Origin of the sequence: Limnohabitans sp. (assembly GCF_031539175.1) — a bacterium.
GTDB lineage: Bacteria > Pseudomonadota > Gammaproteobacteria > Burkholderiales > Burkholderiaceae_C > Limnohabitans.
This window is the reverse complement of record NZ_JAVKLQ010000070.1, coordinates 1-16,429: the sequence shown is the minus strand read 5'-3', so window position 1 is coordinate 16,429 and position 16,429 is coordinate 1. Positions and strand designations below refer to the sequence as shown.

At 56.9% G+C, this 16,429-nt stretch carries 15 protein-coding genes; 11 read left to right on the top strand and 4 right to left on the bottom strand.

Translation table 11 applies throughout. From position 1 onward, the window contains the following. Positions 1-85: 85 nt before the first annotated feature. Both RMS95_RS13190 and RMS95_RS13185 read right to left on the bottom strand, forming a co-directional pair. The gene (locus tag RMS95_RS13190; protein WP_310646663.1) at positions 86-862 is read right to left on the bottom strand and encodes an efflux RND transporter periplasmic adaptor subunit; all 777 of its coding nucleotides are present in this window, start codon (positions 860-862) and stop codon (positions 86-88) included. A 68-nt stretch (positions 863-930) separates the two neighbouring features. Further along, the gene (locus RMS95_RS13185; RefSeq protein ID WP_310646662.1) at positions 931-2,127 is read right to left on the bottom strand and encodes a TolC family protein; all 1,197 of its coding nucleotides are present in this window, start codon (positions 2,125-2,127) and stop codon (positions 931-933) included. 217 nt (positions 2,128-2,344) lie between these two features. Between RMS95_RS13185 and guaB the strand changes: the two genes are divergently transcribed. The 8 genes from guaB to RMS95_RS13145 all read left to right on the top strand — a co-directional run bounded on the left by guaB (position 2,345) and on the right by RMS95_RS13145 (position 9,648). Continuing rightward, positions 2,345-3,814 carry an IMP dehydrogenase gene (gene guaB, locus RMS95_RS13180; RefSeq protein ID WP_310646661.1) on the top strand — a complete coding sequence of 490 codons (1,470 nt, stop codon included), beginning with the start codon at positions 2,345-2,347 and terminating at the stop codon, positions 3,812-3,814. A gap of 103 nt (positions 3,815-3,917) precedes the next feature. Next, on the top strand, positions 3,918-5,534 hold the full coding sequence (gene guaA / locus RMS95_RS13175; protein ID WP_310646660.1) for a glutamine-hydrolyzing GMP synthase: 1,617 nt from the start codon (positions 3,918-3,920) through the stop codon (positions 5,532-5,534). 85 nt (positions 5,535-5,619) lie between these two features. After that, positions 5,620-5,808 (top strand): hypothetical protein, encoded by a 189-nt coding sequence (locus tag RMS95_RS13170; protein ID WP_310646659.1) that lies wholly within the window; start codon positions 5,620-5,622, stop codon positions 5,806-5,808. 120 nt (positions 5,809-5,928) lie between these two features. Further along, the gene (infA, locus tag RMS95_RS13165; RefSeq protein ID WP_100133080.1) at positions 5,929-6,186 is read left to right on the top strand and encodes a translation initiation factor IF-1; all 258 of its coding nucleotides are present in this window, start codon (positions 5,929-5,931) and stop codon (positions 6,184-6,186) included. A gap of 66 nt (positions 6,187-6,252) precedes the next feature. Then, the gene (locus tag RMS95_RS13160) at positions 6,253-6,897 is read left to right on the top strand and encodes an FMN-binding negative transcriptional regulator (RefSeq protein WP_310646658.1); all 645 of its coding nucleotides are present in this window, start codon (positions 6,253-6,255) and stop codon (positions 6,895-6,897) included. After that, entirely contained in the window at positions 6,894-8,000 is a 1,107-nt protein-coding gene (gene tadA / locus RMS95_RS13155; protein ID WP_310646657.1) for a tRNA adenosine(34) deaminase TadA, read from the top strand. Before RMS95_RS13160 ends, tadA begins: the two co-directional genes overlap by 4 nt. A gap of 2 nt (positions 8,001-8,002) precedes the next feature. Continuing rightward, positions 8,003-8,686: an SAM-dependent methyltransferase gene (locus RMS95_RS13150; protein ID WP_310646656.1), complete on the top strand. Its 684-nt coding sequence runs from the start codon at positions 8,003-8,005 to the stop codon at positions 8,684-8,686. Positions 8,687-8,718: 32 nt separating this feature from the next. Continuing rightward, the gene (locus tag RMS95_RS13145; RefSeq protein ID WP_310646655.1) at positions 8,719-9,648 is read left to right on the top strand and encodes an LD-carboxypeptidase; all 930 of its coding nucleotides are present in this window, start codon (positions 8,719-8,721) and stop codon (positions 9,646-9,648) included. Here the strand turns inward: RMS95_RS13145 and RMS95_RS13140 are convergent. Beyond that, entirely contained in the window at positions 9,642-10,541 is a 900-nt protein-coding gene (locus RMS95_RS13140) for a metal-dependent hydrolase (RefSeq protein ID WP_310646654.1), read from the bottom strand. The two genes, RMS95_RS13145 and RMS95_RS13140, sit on opposite strands and share 7 nt — an antisense overlap. A gap of 135 nt (positions 10,542-10,676) precedes the next feature. Here RMS95_RS13140 and RMS95_RS13135 point away from each other — a divergent pair, with 135 nt between their 5' ends. Both RMS95_RS13135 and RMS95_RS13130 read left to right on the top strand, forming a co-directional pair. Further along, a complete protein-coding gene (locus RMS95_RS13135; RefSeq protein WP_310646653.1) occupies positions 10,677-12,104 on the top strand; it encodes an aldehyde dehydrogenase family protein in 1,428 nt (475 codons plus the stop codon). A 14-nt stretch (positions 12,105-12,118) separates the two neighbouring features. Then, positions 12,119-14,527 carry a penicillin acylase family protein gene (locus RMS95_RS13130; RefSeq protein ID WP_310646652.1) on the top strand — a complete coding sequence of 803 codons (2,409 nt, stop codon included), beginning with the start codon at positions 12,119-12,121 and terminating at the stop codon, positions 14,525-14,527. On the opposite strand, the gene RMS95_RS13125 is transcribed toward RMS95_RS13130, so the two are convergent. After that, positions 14,524-15,702: a PLP-dependent aminotransferase family protein gene (locus RMS95_RS13125; RefSeq protein ID WP_310646651.1), complete on the bottom strand. Its 1,179-nt coding sequence runs from the start codon at positions 15,700-15,702 to the stop codon at positions 14,524-14,526. The genes RMS95_RS13130 and RMS95_RS13125 overlap by 4 nt on opposite strands. 71 nt (positions 15,703-15,773) lie before the next feature. On the opposite strand from RMS95_RS13125, the gene RMS95_RS13120 reads away from it, so the two are divergent. Further along, positions 15,774-16,235 carry a MarR family winged helix-turn-helix transcriptional regulator gene (locus tag RMS95_RS13120; protein ID WP_310646650.1) on the top strand — a complete coding sequence of 154 codons (462 nt, stop codon included), beginning with the start codon at positions 15,774-15,776 and terminating at the stop codon, positions 16,233-16,235. Positions 16,236-16,429: the final 194 nt, after the last annotated feature.

Below are 16,429 nucleotides of genomic sequence, written 5' to 3'. Positions count from 1 at the left end.
TTGGTATCGTTCTTCTCGGCTGAGGTGCTTGTACATTGGGCAATTTCGATTTGGCGGTTAAAGCGGCCATGATGCTCTCGCATCCTCAGCCACCTATAACCAGTTCATCTTTGTTGCACTTCGTCCTTGAATCCGCCTTGTTCAAAGCTGGCACTTCAATGTGCACCGATTGTCCAGTTTTGACCTGTGAGATCTGCTGTTCAGGGACTTGTGCAACGGCCCACACACGCTGCAAGTTGGCCACCGCAAACAACACATCAGAGGGTTGCACCACTTGGCCTGCGGCGACCTTGCGCTCCACCACCACGCCTTGGATGGTGGCGATCACGCTGGCCACTGAGTCAATCGCGCCTGTGGCGGCCAAACGATCAATCGATTGAGGGCTAACGCCCAAAACTCGCAATTGATCTTGGGCAGCACGGGTTTCGGCGGAGGCGATTTCGTATTCGTTTTCGCGACGTTGCAATTCCGCCAAACTGATGACGTCGGCTTGGTACAAAGTTTTTGCCCGCTCGACATTGCGACGATGGAGTTCTTTTTCGGAACGTGCTTTGAGGTAGGCGAGCTGTGAGCCCGACAGCTCGCTGCTGTTGATGATGGCCAAGGTGTCGCCCTTGTTGACGGCGTCACCCAAGCGCGCCTGAATTTGTGTGACGCGGCCCGTCACACTGGCGCCAATGCGTGTCAAGGCTTGTTCATCAAAGTCAATTTGACCAGCGACGCGCAACGTTTCAGAAACGCCTGTGGTCATCACCTCTGACACTTGAATTTGGCTTTGTAAGGCTGCGTCAGCGGCAATCAAGCGGGTGTCGATGTCGCTGACGCTGGGCGTTTCTTGTCCTGCTTTTTTGCAAGCAGACAAGGTCAGTGCGCAGCACACCAAGAGAGCGCCGATTGCGCGAGTTGTGTGATTTTTTTTCATAAATTTCATCAAGGCGTGGTGGTGGCGCGCAAGCGTTCAATTTCTGCCCAAGCGCTGGCTAATTCATAGCGAGCCGTGATCAATTCGTTGCGGGCTGCTCGAAAGACGCGTTGCGCGTCCAAGACTTCAAGGAAGCCTTTTTCGCCAGCTTTGTAGGCTACTTCGACGATGCGCAAAGCGTTAGCGGCTTGTCGAACGATGCCCGATTCGAGTGCCACCATTTGTGCTTGGGCGATGTCGTATTGTTGATAGGCGGCATCCAGTTCTTGCATCAGCGAGAACTCCTGGTGCATCACGTCGTTGTCGGCGCGGGACAAACGTCCGGCTGCCTCACCAATCGGACCTGCGCGCCAGTTCCAAAGCGGGATGGTGACTGCCAAACCAAGGCGTTTGTTGCGAATTTCAGTGTCCTGATCGATGGCGGCTTTGATGGCGAATTGCGGCAAACGCAATGCTTTTTCTTCGTTCAGTTTGTGTGTGAGTTGCAAGCGTTCGGCACGTGCTTTGGCGAGCGCTGGGTTGGTGTTGGTGATCTCTGTTTTGACCTGAGCAAGTGGGGCAGGGCGAGGCAAGTCTTGTGCGCTGCTGTCAATCTGGAAGTCTTCGGGCAGCTGCGCACCCACCACCGCACGCAATGCCGCGCGCGATTGGCGAGTGCGTAGCTCTGCCGATTGCGCCAATTTTTGTGCATTGAGTGTTTCTGCGTCGGCTTTGACGAGCTCGTAACGGGCGGCCTCACCCGTCTCTACGCGCAGGGCAATGCGACTGCGGATGCCTTCCATCAGCTTGCTGTCTTCGCGACTCGCACGCTCTTCGGCTTGTCGGCGCAGCAGGTCAAAGTAACGCAGTCGAAGCTTGGCGATCAAGTCCGTGGCGAAGGCCCGCTGGTGGGCCTGCTCTGCTTGCAGTCCTGCTGTTGCCGCGTCGACACGGGGAATCCGTTGCCAAGGCATGTCTAAAGCCTGCGTGATGCCCCAACTTTGCGACGGTCCGATTTCCGTACGGTTCAGTCGATTGACTTGTTGCCCCTTCAAGGCATCGATTTCTGGATTGGGAAAAGCTCGCGCCGTGTTCACTGAGGCTGCAGCCGTGTTCACAGCCTCGTTGGCCGCTTTCACAGCAAAGCTGCTGTCGAGCGTGAGTTTTTCGAGTTCACCCAAACTGAAGGTGACAGGGGTATTGGCCCAAATGGCAGATGTGTGCATCAAAACCCAGAGCAAACAGATTTTGAAGGCGTGAATGCGTCGAAGCAAAGTGTGGGTCTCGTCTGGATATAAGGATGTGATGTGCGCGTGGATTATGTGTAAATTGACTAAAACTTAAGGGTCGCACGGAATTGACAGAAACTGGGGCGCAGTCAAGAGGGCTGTATACAACTGGTTCTGCGTCGTTCTCTAAAATGCTGTTTTTGGAGCCATCACCATGCGCCTTCTCGGCAAAGCCCTCACCTTCGACGACGTGTTGTTGGTGCCCGCCTTCTCCCAAGTCCTCCCCAAGGACGCGTCCCTCGCGACCCAATTCACCCGCAACATCCGTTTGAACTTGCCCTTGGTCTCTGCAGCCATGGACACGGTCACGGAAGCCCGCTTGGCGATTGCCATCGCGCAAGAAGGCGGCATTGGCATCGTGCACAAAAACTTGACGGCGCAAGAGCAAGCAGCCCAAGTGGCCAAGGTCAAGCGCTATGAGTCTGGCGTATTGCGCGACCCCGTGGTCATCACGCCTGACACCACCGTGCGCCAAGTCATGGCCTTGTCTGATGAGTTGGGCGTGTCTGGTTTCCCCGTGTGCGAAGGCCGCCAAGTGGTGGGCATCGTCACCGGCCGCGATTTGCGCTTTGAGACCCGTTATGACCAAAAGGTCAGCGAAATCATGACGCCGCGTGAGCGCCTGATCACCGTGCCAGAAGGCACCACGCCGGAACAAGCCAAGCATTTGTTGAACAAACACAAGCTCGAACGCTTGCTGGTGGTCAACGAGGCCTTTGAGCTCAAGGGTTTGATCACTGTCAAAGACATCACCAAACAACTCAACTTCCCCAACGCTGCGCGGGACGCCGCAGGCAAACTCCGTGTGGGCGCTGCCGTGGGTGTGGGCGAGGGCACCGAAGAACGCGTCGAGGCTCTGTCCCGCGCTGGCGTGGACGCCATCGTGGTGGACACCGCGCACGGCCACAGCAAAGGCGTGCTCGACCGCGTGCGCTGGGTCAAACAAAACTACCCCCACATCGAAGTCATTGGCGGCAACATTGCCACGGGCGCGGCTGCTTTGGCTCTGGTCGAAGCCGGGGCTGACGGCGTCAAGGTCGGCATTGGCCCTGGCTCCATTTGCACCACCCGCATCGTGGCGGGCGTGGGCGTGCCGCAAATCATGGCGGTCGACTCTGTGGCTACCGCCCTCAAAGGTACGGGCGTGCCCCTGATCGCTGACGGTGGTATTCGCTACAGCGGCGACATTGCCAAAGCCATCGCCGCAGGCGCAGGCACGGTGATGATGGGCGGCATGTTTGCGGGCACCGAAGAGGCGCCCGGTGAAATTGTGTTGTTCCAAGGCCGCAGCTACAAGAGCTACCGTGGCATGGGCTCCATTGGGGCCATGCAGCAGGGCAGTGCAGACCGTTACTTTCAAGAGTCCAGCACCGGCAACCCCAATGCTGACAAGCTGGTGCCCGAAGGCATTGAAGGCCGCGTGCCCTACAAAGGCTCGGTTGTGGCCATCATTTACCAAATGGCGGGCGGCTTGCGTGCCAGCATGGGTTACTGCGGTTGCGCCACAATTGAAGACATGCACAACCAAGCCGAGTTTGTGGAAATCACGGCAGCGGGCATCCGTGAAAGCCATGTGCATGATGTGCAAATCACCAAAGAAGCACCGAATTACCGAGCCGAATAAGCGCTGAGTAGCCGTTAAGTGTTCAAGCGCAAGCCACCCCTCGGGGTGGCTTTGTTTTTTGAGACAATAACAACCTAGGCCATTTGAAGGCCCTTTTTTATTTATGTCGCACCAAAAAATCCTCATCCTCGATTTCGGCTCTCAAGTCACCCAACTCATCGCCCGCCGTGTGCGCGAGGCCCATGTGTTTTGTGAAGTTCATCCTTGCGACGTGACCAGCGACTGGGTGCGCGAGTACGCCAAAGACGGCAACTTGAAGGGCATCATCCTCTCTGGCAGCCACGCCAGCGTGTACGAGGTCGACGACCGCGCACCTGACGCGGTGTTCGAGCTGGGCTTGCCGGTGCTTGGCATTTGCTACGGCATGCAAACCATGGCCACCCAACTGGGCGGCAAGGTCGAGGCTGGCACCACGCGCGAATTTGGCTACGCCGAGGTGCGAGCCCACGGCCACACCGAATTGCTCAAAGGCATTGAAGACTTCAACACGTCTGAAGGCCACGGCATGCTCAAAGTGTGGATGAGCCACGGTGACAAAGTGACCCAGCTGCCTGAAGGCTTCAAGGTCATGGCGTCGACACCTGCTTGCCCCATCGCCGGTATGGCCGATGAAGTGCGCAAGTTTTACGCAGTGCAGTTCCACCCCGAAGTCACGCACACCGTGCAAGGCCAAGCCTTGTTGAATCGCTTTGTGCTGGATATTTGCGGTACGCGCCCTGACTGGATCATGGGCGACTACATCGAAGAAGCGGTGGCCGCTATTCGCCAACAAGTGGGCGATGAAGAAGTCATCTTGGGTCTGTCGGGCGGCGTGGATTCGTCCGTGGCTGCAGCCCTGATTCACCGCGCCATTGGCGACAAACTCACCTGCGTGTTTGTGGACCACGGCCTGTTGCGCCTCAACGAAGGTGACATGGTGATGGACATGTTTGTGGGCAAGTTGCACGCCCACGTGATTCGCGTGGACGCCAGCGACTTGTTCTTGGGCGAGCTGGCAGGCGTGAGCGAGCCGGAAGCCAAACGCAAAATCATCGGTGGCTTGTTTGTGGATGTGTTCAAGTCTGAAGCGGCTAAGCTTAAAGCGGGCGACGGTGGCCATAAGGGCGCGACTTTCCTTGCTCAAGGCACGATCTATCCCGACGTCATCGAGAGTGGCGGCGCGAAGAGCAAGAAAGCTGTGACGATCAAGAGCCATCACAACGTGGGCGGCTTGCCTGAGCAGTTGGGCTTGAAGTTGTTGGAGCCACTGCGCGAATTGTTCAAAGACGAAGTGCGTGAACTTGGCGTGGCTTTGGGCCTGCCACACGACATGGTGTATCGCCACCCGTTCCCAGGCCCAGGCTTGGGCGTGCGCATCTTGGGCGAAGTGAAAAAGGAATACGCCGACTTGCTGCGCCGTGCCGATGCGATCTTCATCGAAGAGCTGCACAACTTCAAGGACGAAGCCACTGGCAAATCTTGGTACGCCTTGACCAGCCAAGCCTTCACCGTGTTCTTGCCCGTCAAGAGCGTGGGCGTGATGGGCGACGGCCGCACCTACGACTACGTGGTGGCCTTGCGCGCCGTGCAAACCAGCGACTTCATGACGGCAGACTGGGCCGAGTTGCCTTATGCGTTGCTCAAGAAAGTGTCTGGCCGCATCATCAACGAAGTGCGTGGCATCAACCGAGTGACCTACGATGTGTCATCCAAACCACCCGCGACAATCGAATGGGAATAACAAGTCCTTTGAAATAAGCTGTTTTAAATCAATGGCTTATGATAGGAAACTGTTAAATTTGATACATCCTTAAGGCAGCTAAAACATGGACAACGGTCAGTACGAAAAATACCGCTTAGAAAATCCCGTTGTGAACACACCGTTGTCCACTTACGACCACATCGAGGTGTTTGTCACCCATTTGACCAAGGTCGAATTGGTGGTTTGTATCGTTTTCGCGGTGATCGCGGGCTACGCTGTGTTTCGTGTCGTACAGAACATACGCAAGAAGTAGTTGTTGTACAAGTTAAACAACCTACAATCGAGAGCTTGAAACAAAAAGCGACATCTGTCGCTTTCTTGGTTTTTACCCCAGTGATGGGGCTCCTTTTTTTTATTTGAGAACTCCTAGTACATGGCCAAAGAAGAAATGATCGAAATGAAGGGTGTCGTGCACGAGGTCTTACCCGACTCTCGTTACCGCGTCACCTTAGAAAACGGTCACTCACTGATCGCATATACCGCCGGTAAAATGCGCCTGCACCGCATCCGCATCATCGAAGGTGACAAAGTCACCGTTGAACTGTCTCCTTACGATATGAACAAAGCCCGTGTGACTTTCCGTCACATCGAAGGCAAGGGCCCAGGCCCCGCAGTCAAACGCCGTTTCTGAGCATTGTTGTTTGAAGGTGTTTGCTCACTCGCTTGAGCGTCACCTGTTTTTACTGAGGCCAATTGCGTGTACTTGCCGCCACAGTTCAATCCAAAAGACGAAGCCCATGCCTTGAAGGTGATGCGTGGGTATCCGTTCGCCAGTCTGATCAGCACGGACGACGACGGGTTTCCTTTTGTCACGCATTTACCGTTGCATTTGAGCCAAAGCCGTGACCCACACGTTTTGTTGGGGCACTGTGCCAAAGCCAACCCGCATTGGCGCTATTTGCAAACGCGCCCTCAAGCCTTGGTTACGTTCATGGGGCCACAGGCCTACATGTCGCCTAAGGTGTATCCAGACTTGGTGCGCGTGCCCACCTGGAGTTACGTGGCCGTACACACGCGCGTTGAAGCCACGTTGATTGACGAGCCGCACGCCAAAGACCGCTTGCTCAAGCAACTCATCGGCGATCACGAACCACCTTACGCCGCCCAGTGGCGCGGGTTAGACGTCGATTACCAACAAAAAATGCTGAGCGGCATCGTGGCCTTTGAATTGCGCATCATCGATGTGCAATGCAAGCTCAAGCTGAATCAACACCGTCCTGAATCGCACGTGGCCATGCATGCGGCTTACGCACAAGGCACGCCAGATGAGCAAGCCTTGGCCGATTGGATGGTCACGCTGGGTATGGTGCCTGCACAAGCCACTCACGCTGAGCGTTCATGACGCACAACACCTCGCCCGACGACGACCGCTTCTTCATGCGGCTCGCCTTGGTGCAGGCTCAAGCGGCGGCGCAGGCCGGTGAAGTCCCGGTCGGGGCTGTGGTGGTGCGGGCAGGGCAGGTGGTGGCGTCTGCGCACAATGCGCCCTTGCGTCAAACCGACCCCACGGCACACGCCGAAGTGAATGCCATGCGTGCAGCCGCCCAAGCGCTGGGCAATTACCGCCTCGACGATTGCACCTTGTACGTGACCTTAGAGCCCTGCGCCATGTGCAGCGGCGCAGCCCTGCACGCTCGCTTCAAGCGCGTGGTGTTTGGCGCCACCGAACCTAAAACAGGCGCTGCGGGCTCGGTGCTGAATGTCTTTGACTATCCGCAGCTGAATCATCAAACCGAGGTGACCGGCGGGGTGCTGGCTGCCGAATGCGCGCACACTCTGCAGCATTTCTTTGAAGCTCGTCGCGCCCAACAACAGCTGCACAAAACCCCGCTGCGCGAGGATGCCTTGCGCACGCCCGACAACGCGTGGCAAGGCTTAAATTTGCCCACGGCCCTGTCTTGCTTCACCACCGATTTACCCGCCTTGAATGGCTTGCGCTTGCATTGGTTTGACAATCGCAAACTCTCCAGTCCAGACGACACTCAGCCCTCGGCATTACAGGCCCTTGACCCCGCACACGCTGACTCGCTTGAGGTCTACCTGCATGGCCCCGACGGTTGGAGTGCCACCTATTTGGCAGAGCTGGCCGGTCCACGTCCCGCCATCGCCGTGGATTTGCCTGGCTTCGGGGCTTCGGACAAGCCTAAAAAAGAAAAGGTGCACAACTTGGCTTGGCACGCCCAAGTGCTGGTTGAGTTTTTGGCGCAACTCCAACCCGCGCCAGTGACCTTGCATGCACCACACAGCATGGCCACGTTGGTTCACGCGGTACAGGCGCTTTGGTCAACACACCAACGCGCACCTTTGCACTTGCAGGGGCACAACGCTGACAGTGCCTTGACACCCGCGCTGCGCGATGCCCCTTACCCTGATGCTGGCCACCGTGCCGGTCCGCGCGCCTTAAGCGCCTTGTTGGCCACGCCACCGCCTACGCCACAAAGTTAAATATGACCCAAGCTCTCGCATCGCCCCTCGGTTACGACGTCAAGTTTCAGAGGGTGGGTGTAGGAGGCGGGGCTGATTTGCAAATTCGTTCCTTGCTCGACAAGCAACAATTCAGCGATCCATTCGGGCTAGCCTTGGCGGCTGGCATTTCATCGGCAACGTGGCCCTTGTTTGGCTTGGTTTGGCCATCGGCCCAAAAACTGGCTGACTTGATGCAAACCTGGGACCTCAAGGGCAAACGGGTGCTTGAACTCGGCTGCGGTCTGGCTTTGGCTAGCTTGGTGGTGCACCGACGAGAAGGTAACGTCACCGCCAGCGATTGCCATCCGCTGACTGAGATTTTTTTAAAAGCCAATCTCCAGTTGAACGCGTTGCCGCCGTTGCCTTACGAAACTGGCAATTGGGGCCGTATAAATCTAGGGTTGGGCGCGTTTAATTTGCAGATCGCCAGTGACGTGCTCTACAAGCGTAACCATCCCGCCCAACTGTCAGGCTTCATTCAAGAGCACGCGGCCGATGGCGCGGAAGTGCTCATCGTTGACCCCAACCGCGGCACCCGCAGCGCCTTTCACCGTGACATGGCGCGCATGGGGTTTTCGGTCACCGAGTTGCTGATGAACGAACCCTTACAAGACCTCAGCCGTTACCGTGGACGGTTGTTGCACTACAAACGCGACGCGGGATGAGTGTGCGTCTGAATTGCCGCGACAATTCAGGCATGGCTCATATCTACATTTATTCCCCCAGCGGCGCAGTGCGCGACAAAGCAGCTTTCAAACGTGGCGTGACACGCCTTCAAACACTCGGCCACGAGGTCGAGCTAGACGCGGATGCCCTCAGCAGCTTCACCCGTTTTGCTGGTGACGATGCCACGCGCGTGAACGCCATTCACCGCGCGGCGGCCAGCGGTGCAGACGTGGCGTTGATCTCGCGGGGTGGCTACGGCCTCACGCGCATCTTGCCGCAGATCAAATACAAAACGGTGGCCAAAGCCATCGCCAAAGGCACGCAGTTTGTGGGCTTGAGTGACTTCACTGCGTTTCAAAATGCCTTGCTTGCCCAAACAGGCGCGGTGTCATGGGCGGGCCCCGCGTTGGGCGAAGACTTTGGCGCAGAGCAACCCGACGACATCATGGAAGCTTGTTTTGACGACATGGTGAGCGGGCAGGGCGAGGGCGCGGGTTGGCATTTCTCGACCCGTTGTGCCGAGGCACTGGCCAAGCGTCGCTCTGGCGTGTGGGCGCAAGATGCGGTGCTGTGGGGCGGTAACTTGGCCGTGCTGGTGTCGCTGCTCGGCACGCCTTATTTTCCCAATATCCAAGGCGGCGTGTTGTTTTTGGAAGACGTGGGCGAGCACCCGTACCGCATAGAGCGCATGCTGACGCAACTGTTGCACGCGGGTGTTTTGGCAAAACAAAAGGCGGTGGTGTTGGGCCAATTCACCAACTTCAAACTCACGCCGCACGACAAAGGCTTCAAACTGCAAACCGTGGTCGACGGCTTGCGCAGCCAACTCAAAGTGCCCGTGTTGACCGATTTACCGTTCGGCCATGTGGCCACCAAACTCTGCTTGCCTGTGGGGCAAAAAGTGAGTTTGGTCGTGGAAGATCGCGATGCGTTGCTGCTGTGGGCACACGAAGGTCATTGACCGACGGGCGTCCAACGGTCGGCATGGCGGGTGAGCCAATTGGTTGCGGCCGTGGGTGAGCCCACGTCGTTGGGATGAAAGTCTTGGCGGCGATAGGCCAGCAAAGGTTTGACCACCCGCCAGACCAACCCATGCGTGCCAAACGTGAACTTGAAGGCCGACCACCACGTGGATGGCTTGTGCAAGGTTTGGTCATGCCGCAGGTTGTTGACCGTTTGCCGAATGATGTCGAGCGTGAATTGAACCGATACAAACGTGAACCATCGCAAGCGCCAACCGTGGTTGCCGCCTAAGCGCTGGTACAAATCGAAGGCCACGGTTTTGTGTTCGGACTCTTCGGCGGCGTGCCAGCGCCACAGGGTTTTGAGCGGTTCTTCTGCGTGTGCAAACATGTCCCCTGGGCCGTCTAAATCTTCCAAGGTCAGGTCGCCAAAGATAGCGGTGTAGTGCTCAAACGCGGCCGTCACCGCCAACATGTGCAGATAGGGTTTGTCGCTTTTGCTGAAAAAATCTTGGTGTGCTTTGGCAATTCGCTGGGCTGTGCGGGGCTCCCATGCGTTGTGCAAACCTTGCTTGAGCAAATGCGCGTTGTAGAGCGAGTGCAGTCGACGATGCGTGGCTTCTTGCCCGATGAAACCCTTGGCGGTTTCACGCAGCGCCGCGTTGTCGGGTGTGTCAGGCAGCGCTTTGAGCCCGGCCTTCACCGAATCAACAAAAAACTGTTCGCCCACCGGAAAGCTCATCGACAGGGCATTGCAATAGGCGGTCAAAAATGCATCGCCACCATTCCAGTGCCGGCTGAAGCCTTGGCTCAGGTCGACGCCTAAGCGGCGGACGGTCAGCTTGGCGGTCGTTGCGGCGATTTGAGGCGAGGCGGTGTGGCTGTGTTCCATAGGGGTTGCATTATCGGCATTCTTCAACGCACGCCAGCAAAGCCCATAAAGTGCACTTTATTTCAGGGAATTCACCGACCGATGGGATGGTGAATGTGTACTATATTGCAACTTTTGCAACCGACAGGCACTGACATGACGCACTACACCGACCACTACATCAATGGCCAATGGGTCAAAGCCCAATCGGGCAAAACCTTTGAGGTGCATGACTCCACCACCGAAGAAGTGTTCGCTACCGTGCCCCAAGGCACCCGTGCCGAGGCTGAGCAAGCCGTGTTGGCGGCGCGTGCGGCGTTTGACAGCTGGTCGCAATTGCCGGTTGAAACCCGTTGCGGCTACATCGACAAAATCGTGCAAGGCCTGAAGGACCGCACGGATGAGATGGGCACCGCCATCGCCCGCGAGGTGGGCATGCCCATCAAACTCGCCAAGATGATTCAGGTGGGCGGCCCCGTCTTCAACTGGGGCAATGCGGCCAAAGTGGCGCGTCGTTTTGTGTGGGAAGACAAAGTAGGCAACTCCTTGGTGGTGCGTGAACCGATCGGCGTTGTCGGGTGCATCACGCCATGGAACTTCCCGCTGAATCAAATCACCTTGAAGGTGGCGCCCGCTCTCGCAGCAGGTTGCACGGTGGTGTTAAAGCCCAGCGAAATCGCGCCTATCAACGCGATGATTTTGACGGAAATCATCCATGCCGCAGGCTTGCCTGCGGGCGTGTTCAACTTGGTCAACGGCACCGGCCCCGAAGTGGGCGAGGTGTTGGCCAGCCACCCAGAGGTCGACATGGTGAGCTTCACGGGCTCCACCCGCGCTGGCAAACGCGTGGGCGAGTTGGCCTCGCAAAGCATCAAACGCGTGGCTTTGGAGTTGGGTGGCAAGTCAGCCAGCCTGATCTTGCCCGATGCCGATTTGGAAGCTGCCGTCAAAGGCAGCATTTCTGCGTGCATGTTGAACAGCGGTCAAACCTGTTCGGCCCACACCCGCATGCTGGTGCCTGAGTCGCGTTACGAAGAAGCCAAAAAGATCGCGCAAACAGCGATTGCCAAACTCACCTTGGGCCCCAGCTTGGACGAGAGCACACGCTTAGGACCTTTGGTCAGCGCTGCACAGCGCGACCGCGTGATGGGCTTCATCGAGCAAGGCATTCAAGAGGGCGCCGAAGTGGTGGCGGGTGGGCCGCAGAAGCCGCCGTTCGACAAAGGCTACTTTGTGCAACCGACCATCTTGCGTGTGAAAGCCATCGACACTTTGGCCAAAGAAGAGATTTTTGGCCCTGTGTTGGTCATCATCACGTACACCGACGAGGCCGAGGCCATCCGCATTGCCAACGACAGCATTTACGGTTTGGGCGGCGGCGTGTGGAGCAACGACGAGGCTCACGCAGTGGCCGTGGCGCGCCGCATCCGCACGGGACAGATTGACATCAACGGTGCGCCATTTAACAGTAACGCCCCATTTGGTGGTTACAAACAGTCGGGCAACGGCCGTGAAAATGGTAAGTTCGGGTTCGAGGAGTTTTTGGAGTTCAAAGCTCTTCAATTCAAGCCCGCCACCCCTTAAACAGAAAGTCCCCCATGACGCGCTGGTTGAAAAGAATTGCCCAATTCCTTTTGCTAGCGCTGCTGGCCTTGGGGGTCATGTTTGGGTTTTGGGTATTTCATACCCTGCCCATGGTGGATGGCTCGTTGAAAGTTGCCGGCTTGAGCCAGCGCGTTCAGATCAACCGCGACACCGACGATGTCGTCCACATTCAAGCGCAATCGAGCCGTGATGCCGCCTTTGCCTTGGGCTTTGTGCATGCGCAAGATCGCAGTTGGCAACTGGAGTTCAACCGCCGGGTGATGCACGGCGAGTTGTCTGAAATTTTGGGCGAGGTCACGCTGCCCACCGACAAACTCATGCGCACGTTGGGGCTCATGCAAGCCGCGCAACGTCAATACGACAACTTGCCCGCTGAGGTGCGTGAGCAGTTGCAAGCATACAGCGACGGCATCAACAGCTTTCATGCGAACCGCCCACAGGGATTGCCGCCTGAGTTTGCCTTGCTGCGCACCGAACCCGGTGGCACCTCTGGCAAGCCTTGGCAACCCATCGACAGCGTGGCTTGGTCGTTGGTGATGGCGCTCGATTTAGGTGGCAACTGGGGCAACGAGTTTGCGCGTCTGACCGCTGCACGCACCTTGAGCACCGAACAACTGTGGCAGCTTTACCCGCCGTACCCCGGCGAAAAACCGGCCACTGCCGTTGACTTGGCCCAGCTCTACAGCAACTTAGGCGTTTACAAGCCAGCAGGGGGCTTGAAAACATCACTCTCGCTGCCCGTAGTGGGCGAGCCTGGCTTCAACGAAGGGCGGGGCAGCAACAACTGGGTGCTGGCTGGGTCGCACACGACCACGGGCAAGCCGCTACTGGCCAACGACCCCCACTTGGCCTTGAGCGCGCCCGCCATTTGGCACTACGCCCATTTGCAAGCCCCAGATTTGAATGTGATCGGTGCGAGCTTGCCCGGCTTGCCGTTCGTGGTGTTAGGCCGTAACGAACATGTCGCTTGGGGCTTTACCAACACGGGCCCTGATGTGCAAGATTTGTATTTGGAGCGGATTGACCCTGCAGATCCCCAGCGTTACAAAACGCCTACAGGGTGGCAAAACTTCGAAACGCATCTCGAAACCATTGCGGTCAAAGGTCAATCTGCCGTGACGTATGTGGTGCGTAGCACCCGACATGGCCCCGTGATCAGCGATGCACAAGCCTCGCATGGCGAAGTGTTGGACTTGTCGCGTTTTGTGCTGGCTCTGCGCTGGACCGCGCTGGACGCCGACAACCGCACCTTGGCCAGTGGCTTCAAGGTGCCCAAGGCGAGGAACGTGCCTGAACTGATCGCCGCCTATGCGGACAACCATTCCCCCACGCAAAACATTGTGATGGCCGATCGGGAAGGGCGCATTGCCTACAAAGCGGCAGGGCGCGTGCCATTGCGTCGCGCTGACAACGACCTACGTGGCGTCGCCCCCGCGCTCGGTTGGGACGCTCGCTATGACTGGACAGGCTGGATTCCTTATGCCGACATGCCGCATGACGATGGCAAAAAGGGCTGGGTGTCTACTGCGAACCAGCGCATCACAGCGCCTGGTTATCCGTACTTTTTAGGACAAGATTGGATCGCGCCGCACCGCTACGACCGCATTGAACAAGTTCTGAGTGCCCAAGCTCGTCATAGCTTCGACGACATGCAAGCGCTGCAAAATGACACGCTGTCGTTGTCTACGCGCACCTTGTTGCCTGTGCTCAAGGCCACCCCATCGCAGCATCCGTTGGCTGCGCAGGCGTTGAAAACGCTGGACGATTTTGATGGCCGCATGAACGCCAATTTGCCCGCACCTTTGCTCGTGTCGGTCTGGGCCGATGAACTCACGCGTGGGTTGATTGAGCCCAAGCTGGGCGTCGACACATTCAAAGCCCAATACGGCAAACGCAACTTTCGGGTGTTTCTTGAAAACGTGATGCGTCAGCCCAACAGCCCTTGGTGTGCGCCCCAAACCTGCGCCCAACAATCATCTGCAGCGTTAGACCGTGCGCTTGACCGCATCGCTACTTGGCAAGGCAACACGCCCGCCGATTGGCGATGGGGCCGTGAGCATGTGGCGTTGAGCACGCATCGGCCGCTGGGACAGGTGCCATTTTTGCGCGAACTGTTCAATGTGAAAGTGCCGTCCGACGGCGATCCTTTCACGGTGAATGTGGGCCAATATTGGCCCGGCGAAAAGTACTTGCCCTTTGCCAACCGCCACGCAGCGTCAATGCGTGCGGTGTATGACTTGTCTGATTTGGAGCACTCGCAGTTCACCTACCAAACTGGCCAAAGTGGCTTGGTGTGGAGCGCCAACTACCGAGACATGAAAGACGGTTGGGCAAAGGGGCAATATCGTGATTTGCGGTTGAACCCCAAAGTGTTGGCGCACCAGTTGACGCTGACGCCTTAAACCACGGCTGGCATGCTGCGGATCAAAGCGGCCAGTTTTTTCAACCCCTCGTCAGCCTGTGCTTCGCTGGCGTGGCTGAAGTTCAAGCGCAGTTGGCCACAGCCGGTTGTTTCAAAGGGCAAAAAGGGTTCGCCCGGCATGAAAGCGACGCCAGCGTCAATGGCCAAGGGCAGCACACGACGGGTGTCGATGCCGTGGTTCAGCTTGAGCCAAAAGAACAAGCCGCCGGGTGGTTTTTCCCATGTCGCGAGATCGCCGAAGTGGCGCTGCAAGGCGGCCTCAAATGCGTCGCGGCGCTGACGGTAGTGGTCGGCCAAGCTTGCTAATTCTGTTGGGCGGTTGGGGTTGTTCAGCTGCTGCAACACCAGCCATTGGCTCATGCGGTTGCTGTGCAGATCGGCCGCTTGCTTGAGCCGCGTCAACATCGGCAACAACTCCGGCGAGGCCACCATATAGCCCAAGCGTAAGCCCGGTGCCAAGCTTTTGGAGAATGAACCTTGGTACATCCAAGGCGCATGTTTGATGTTGGCGCACACAGGGCGTCGGTCACAGGCGTCGTAGACCAAATCGCGGTAGGGATCGTCTTCAAACAGCGGCGTGTTGCTGGCATCACACGCCTGAGCCAATGCGCTGCGCTCTGCCGCGCTGAGACAGCGACCGCTTGGGTTTTGGAACGTGGGAATGCTGTAGGCAAATGCAGGTTTTTGAGCCAGAAACTGGGCCGCGTTGGCATGTTGTGCTTCAAACGGCACGAAACGCGCGCCATAAAAGCGAAACACTTGAAGTGCAGCCAAATAGGTGGGGGACTCCACGGCCACAGGTGTGTTTACATCGATGAAGAGCTTGGCCACCATGTCAATGCCTTGCTGAGAGCCAGACAAAATCAGCACTTGTTCGGGGGTACAGAAGAGTCCAATCTCTGCCAATTCCGCTGCAATTTTTTGACGCAAAGGCCAATCTCCCTCGCTTGCCCCGTATTGCAGTACCTCTTGTGGCATGTCCTTCAAAGTGAAGGTTGGGAACGTGTCGACAGCAGGTAGACCACCAGCAAACGAAATCATGCCGGGGCGGTCAATCACCGACAAAATTTCTCGGATCGGTGACGCATGTAAATCTTGCGTGCGGGATGACAACTGCAAATGGGGTTGCGTGGATGAGGCAGACGATGTGGACATGGTGTGGCGTGTGTTGAATGTCAATAAGGTTGACGTATTCATCTTAAAGACAATCTGACTATCATGTCAACATGATTGACGTATCAGTGTCAAAAATTACGGGTAGCCAGATGCTTGACCAAGAGTCGTTACGCCAAGCCATCGAGCAGCTTTACTTTGGTTATCGTGCTTTCACAGAGCAACCCGACCGGATGCTGGAGCAGCGCGGTTTAAATCGTGTGCATCACCGGATTTTGTATTTTGTAGGGCGAAGCCCACAACTCACGGTCAACACCTTGTTGGCAACCCTCAACGTCACCAAGCAGGCGCTGAATGCGCCGTTGCGTCAATTGATTGGCATGGGTTTGGTTGAAATTCGAACGGCAGAACACGACAAACGCTTGCGTTTGTTAGGTTTGACGGATGCGGGCGCTCAATTGGAAGCGCAGTTAACGGGCACACAAATTCAACAAGTCTGTGCAGCCTTTGACAAAGCTGGGCCTGAAGCGGTTTCTGGGTGGTTCAGCGTGATGAAGAGTTTGAGTCAACGGTAGTTTTGAGTGAACGAGTCGATCATGTGTTTGAGTTGATTCCATTTGATACGATGTATATTTTCGGAACACCTATAGCTGTGTTGCCGCATTGCGTATGAGGTAGGGAAGGGAGAAAACGTAGCTCCAAACACACCCGTGTCAAATATACCCTATAAATAGGCATAGTTGTCAAGAGAAAATTAGAGGGATGGGGG

Coding starts and splice junctions, on each gene's coding strand:
- RMS95_RS13140 (WP_310646654.1), bottom strand. CDS start 10,541: ATGGAACACAGCCACACCGCCTCGCCTCAAATCGCCGCAACGACCGCC.
- RMS95_RS13185 (WP_310646662.1), bottom strand. CDS start 2,127: ATGCACACATCTGCCATTTGGGCCAATACCCCTGTCACCTTCAGTTTG.
- tadA (WP_310646657.1), top strand. CDS start 6,894: ATGACGCACAACACCTCGCCCGACGACGACCGCTTCTTCATGCGGCTC.
- guaA (WP_310646660.1), top strand. CDS start 3,918: ATGTCGCACCAAAAAATCCTCATCCTCGATTTCGGCTCTCAAGTCACC.
- RMS95_RS13135 (WP_310646653.1), top strand. CDS start 10,677: ATGACGCACTACACCGACCACTACATCAATGGCCAATGGGTCAAAGCC.
- RMS95_RS13170 (WP_310646659.1), top strand. CDS start 5,620: ATGGACAACGGTCAGTACGAAAAATACCGCTTAGAAAATCCCGTTGTG.
- RMS95_RS13120 (WP_310646650.1), top strand. CDS start 15,774: ATGATTGACGTATCAGTGTCAAAAATTACGGGTAGCCAGATGCTTGAC.
- RMS95_RS13130 (WP_310646652.1), top strand. CDS start 12,119: ATGACGCGCTGGTTGAAAAGAATTGCCCAATTCCTTTTGCTAGCGCTG.
- infA (WP_100133080.1), top strand. CDS start 5,929: ATGGCCAAAGAAGAAATGATCGAAATGAAGGGTGTCGTGCACGAGGTC.
- guaB (WP_310646661.1), top strand. CDS start 2,345: ATGCGCCTTCTCGGCAAAGCCCTCACCTTCGACGACGTGTTGTTGGTG.
- RMS95_RS13125 (WP_310646651.1), bottom strand. CDS start 15,702: ATGTCCACATCGTCTGCCTCATCCACGCAACCCCATTTGCAGTTGTCA.
- RMS95_RS13150 (WP_310646656.1), top strand. CDS start 8,003: ATGACCCAAGCTCTCGCATCGCCCCTCGGTTACGACGTCAAGTTTCAG.
- RMS95_RS13145 (WP_310646655.1), top strand. CDS start 8,719: ATGGCTCATATCTACATTTATTCCCCCAGCGGCGCAGTGCGCGACAAA.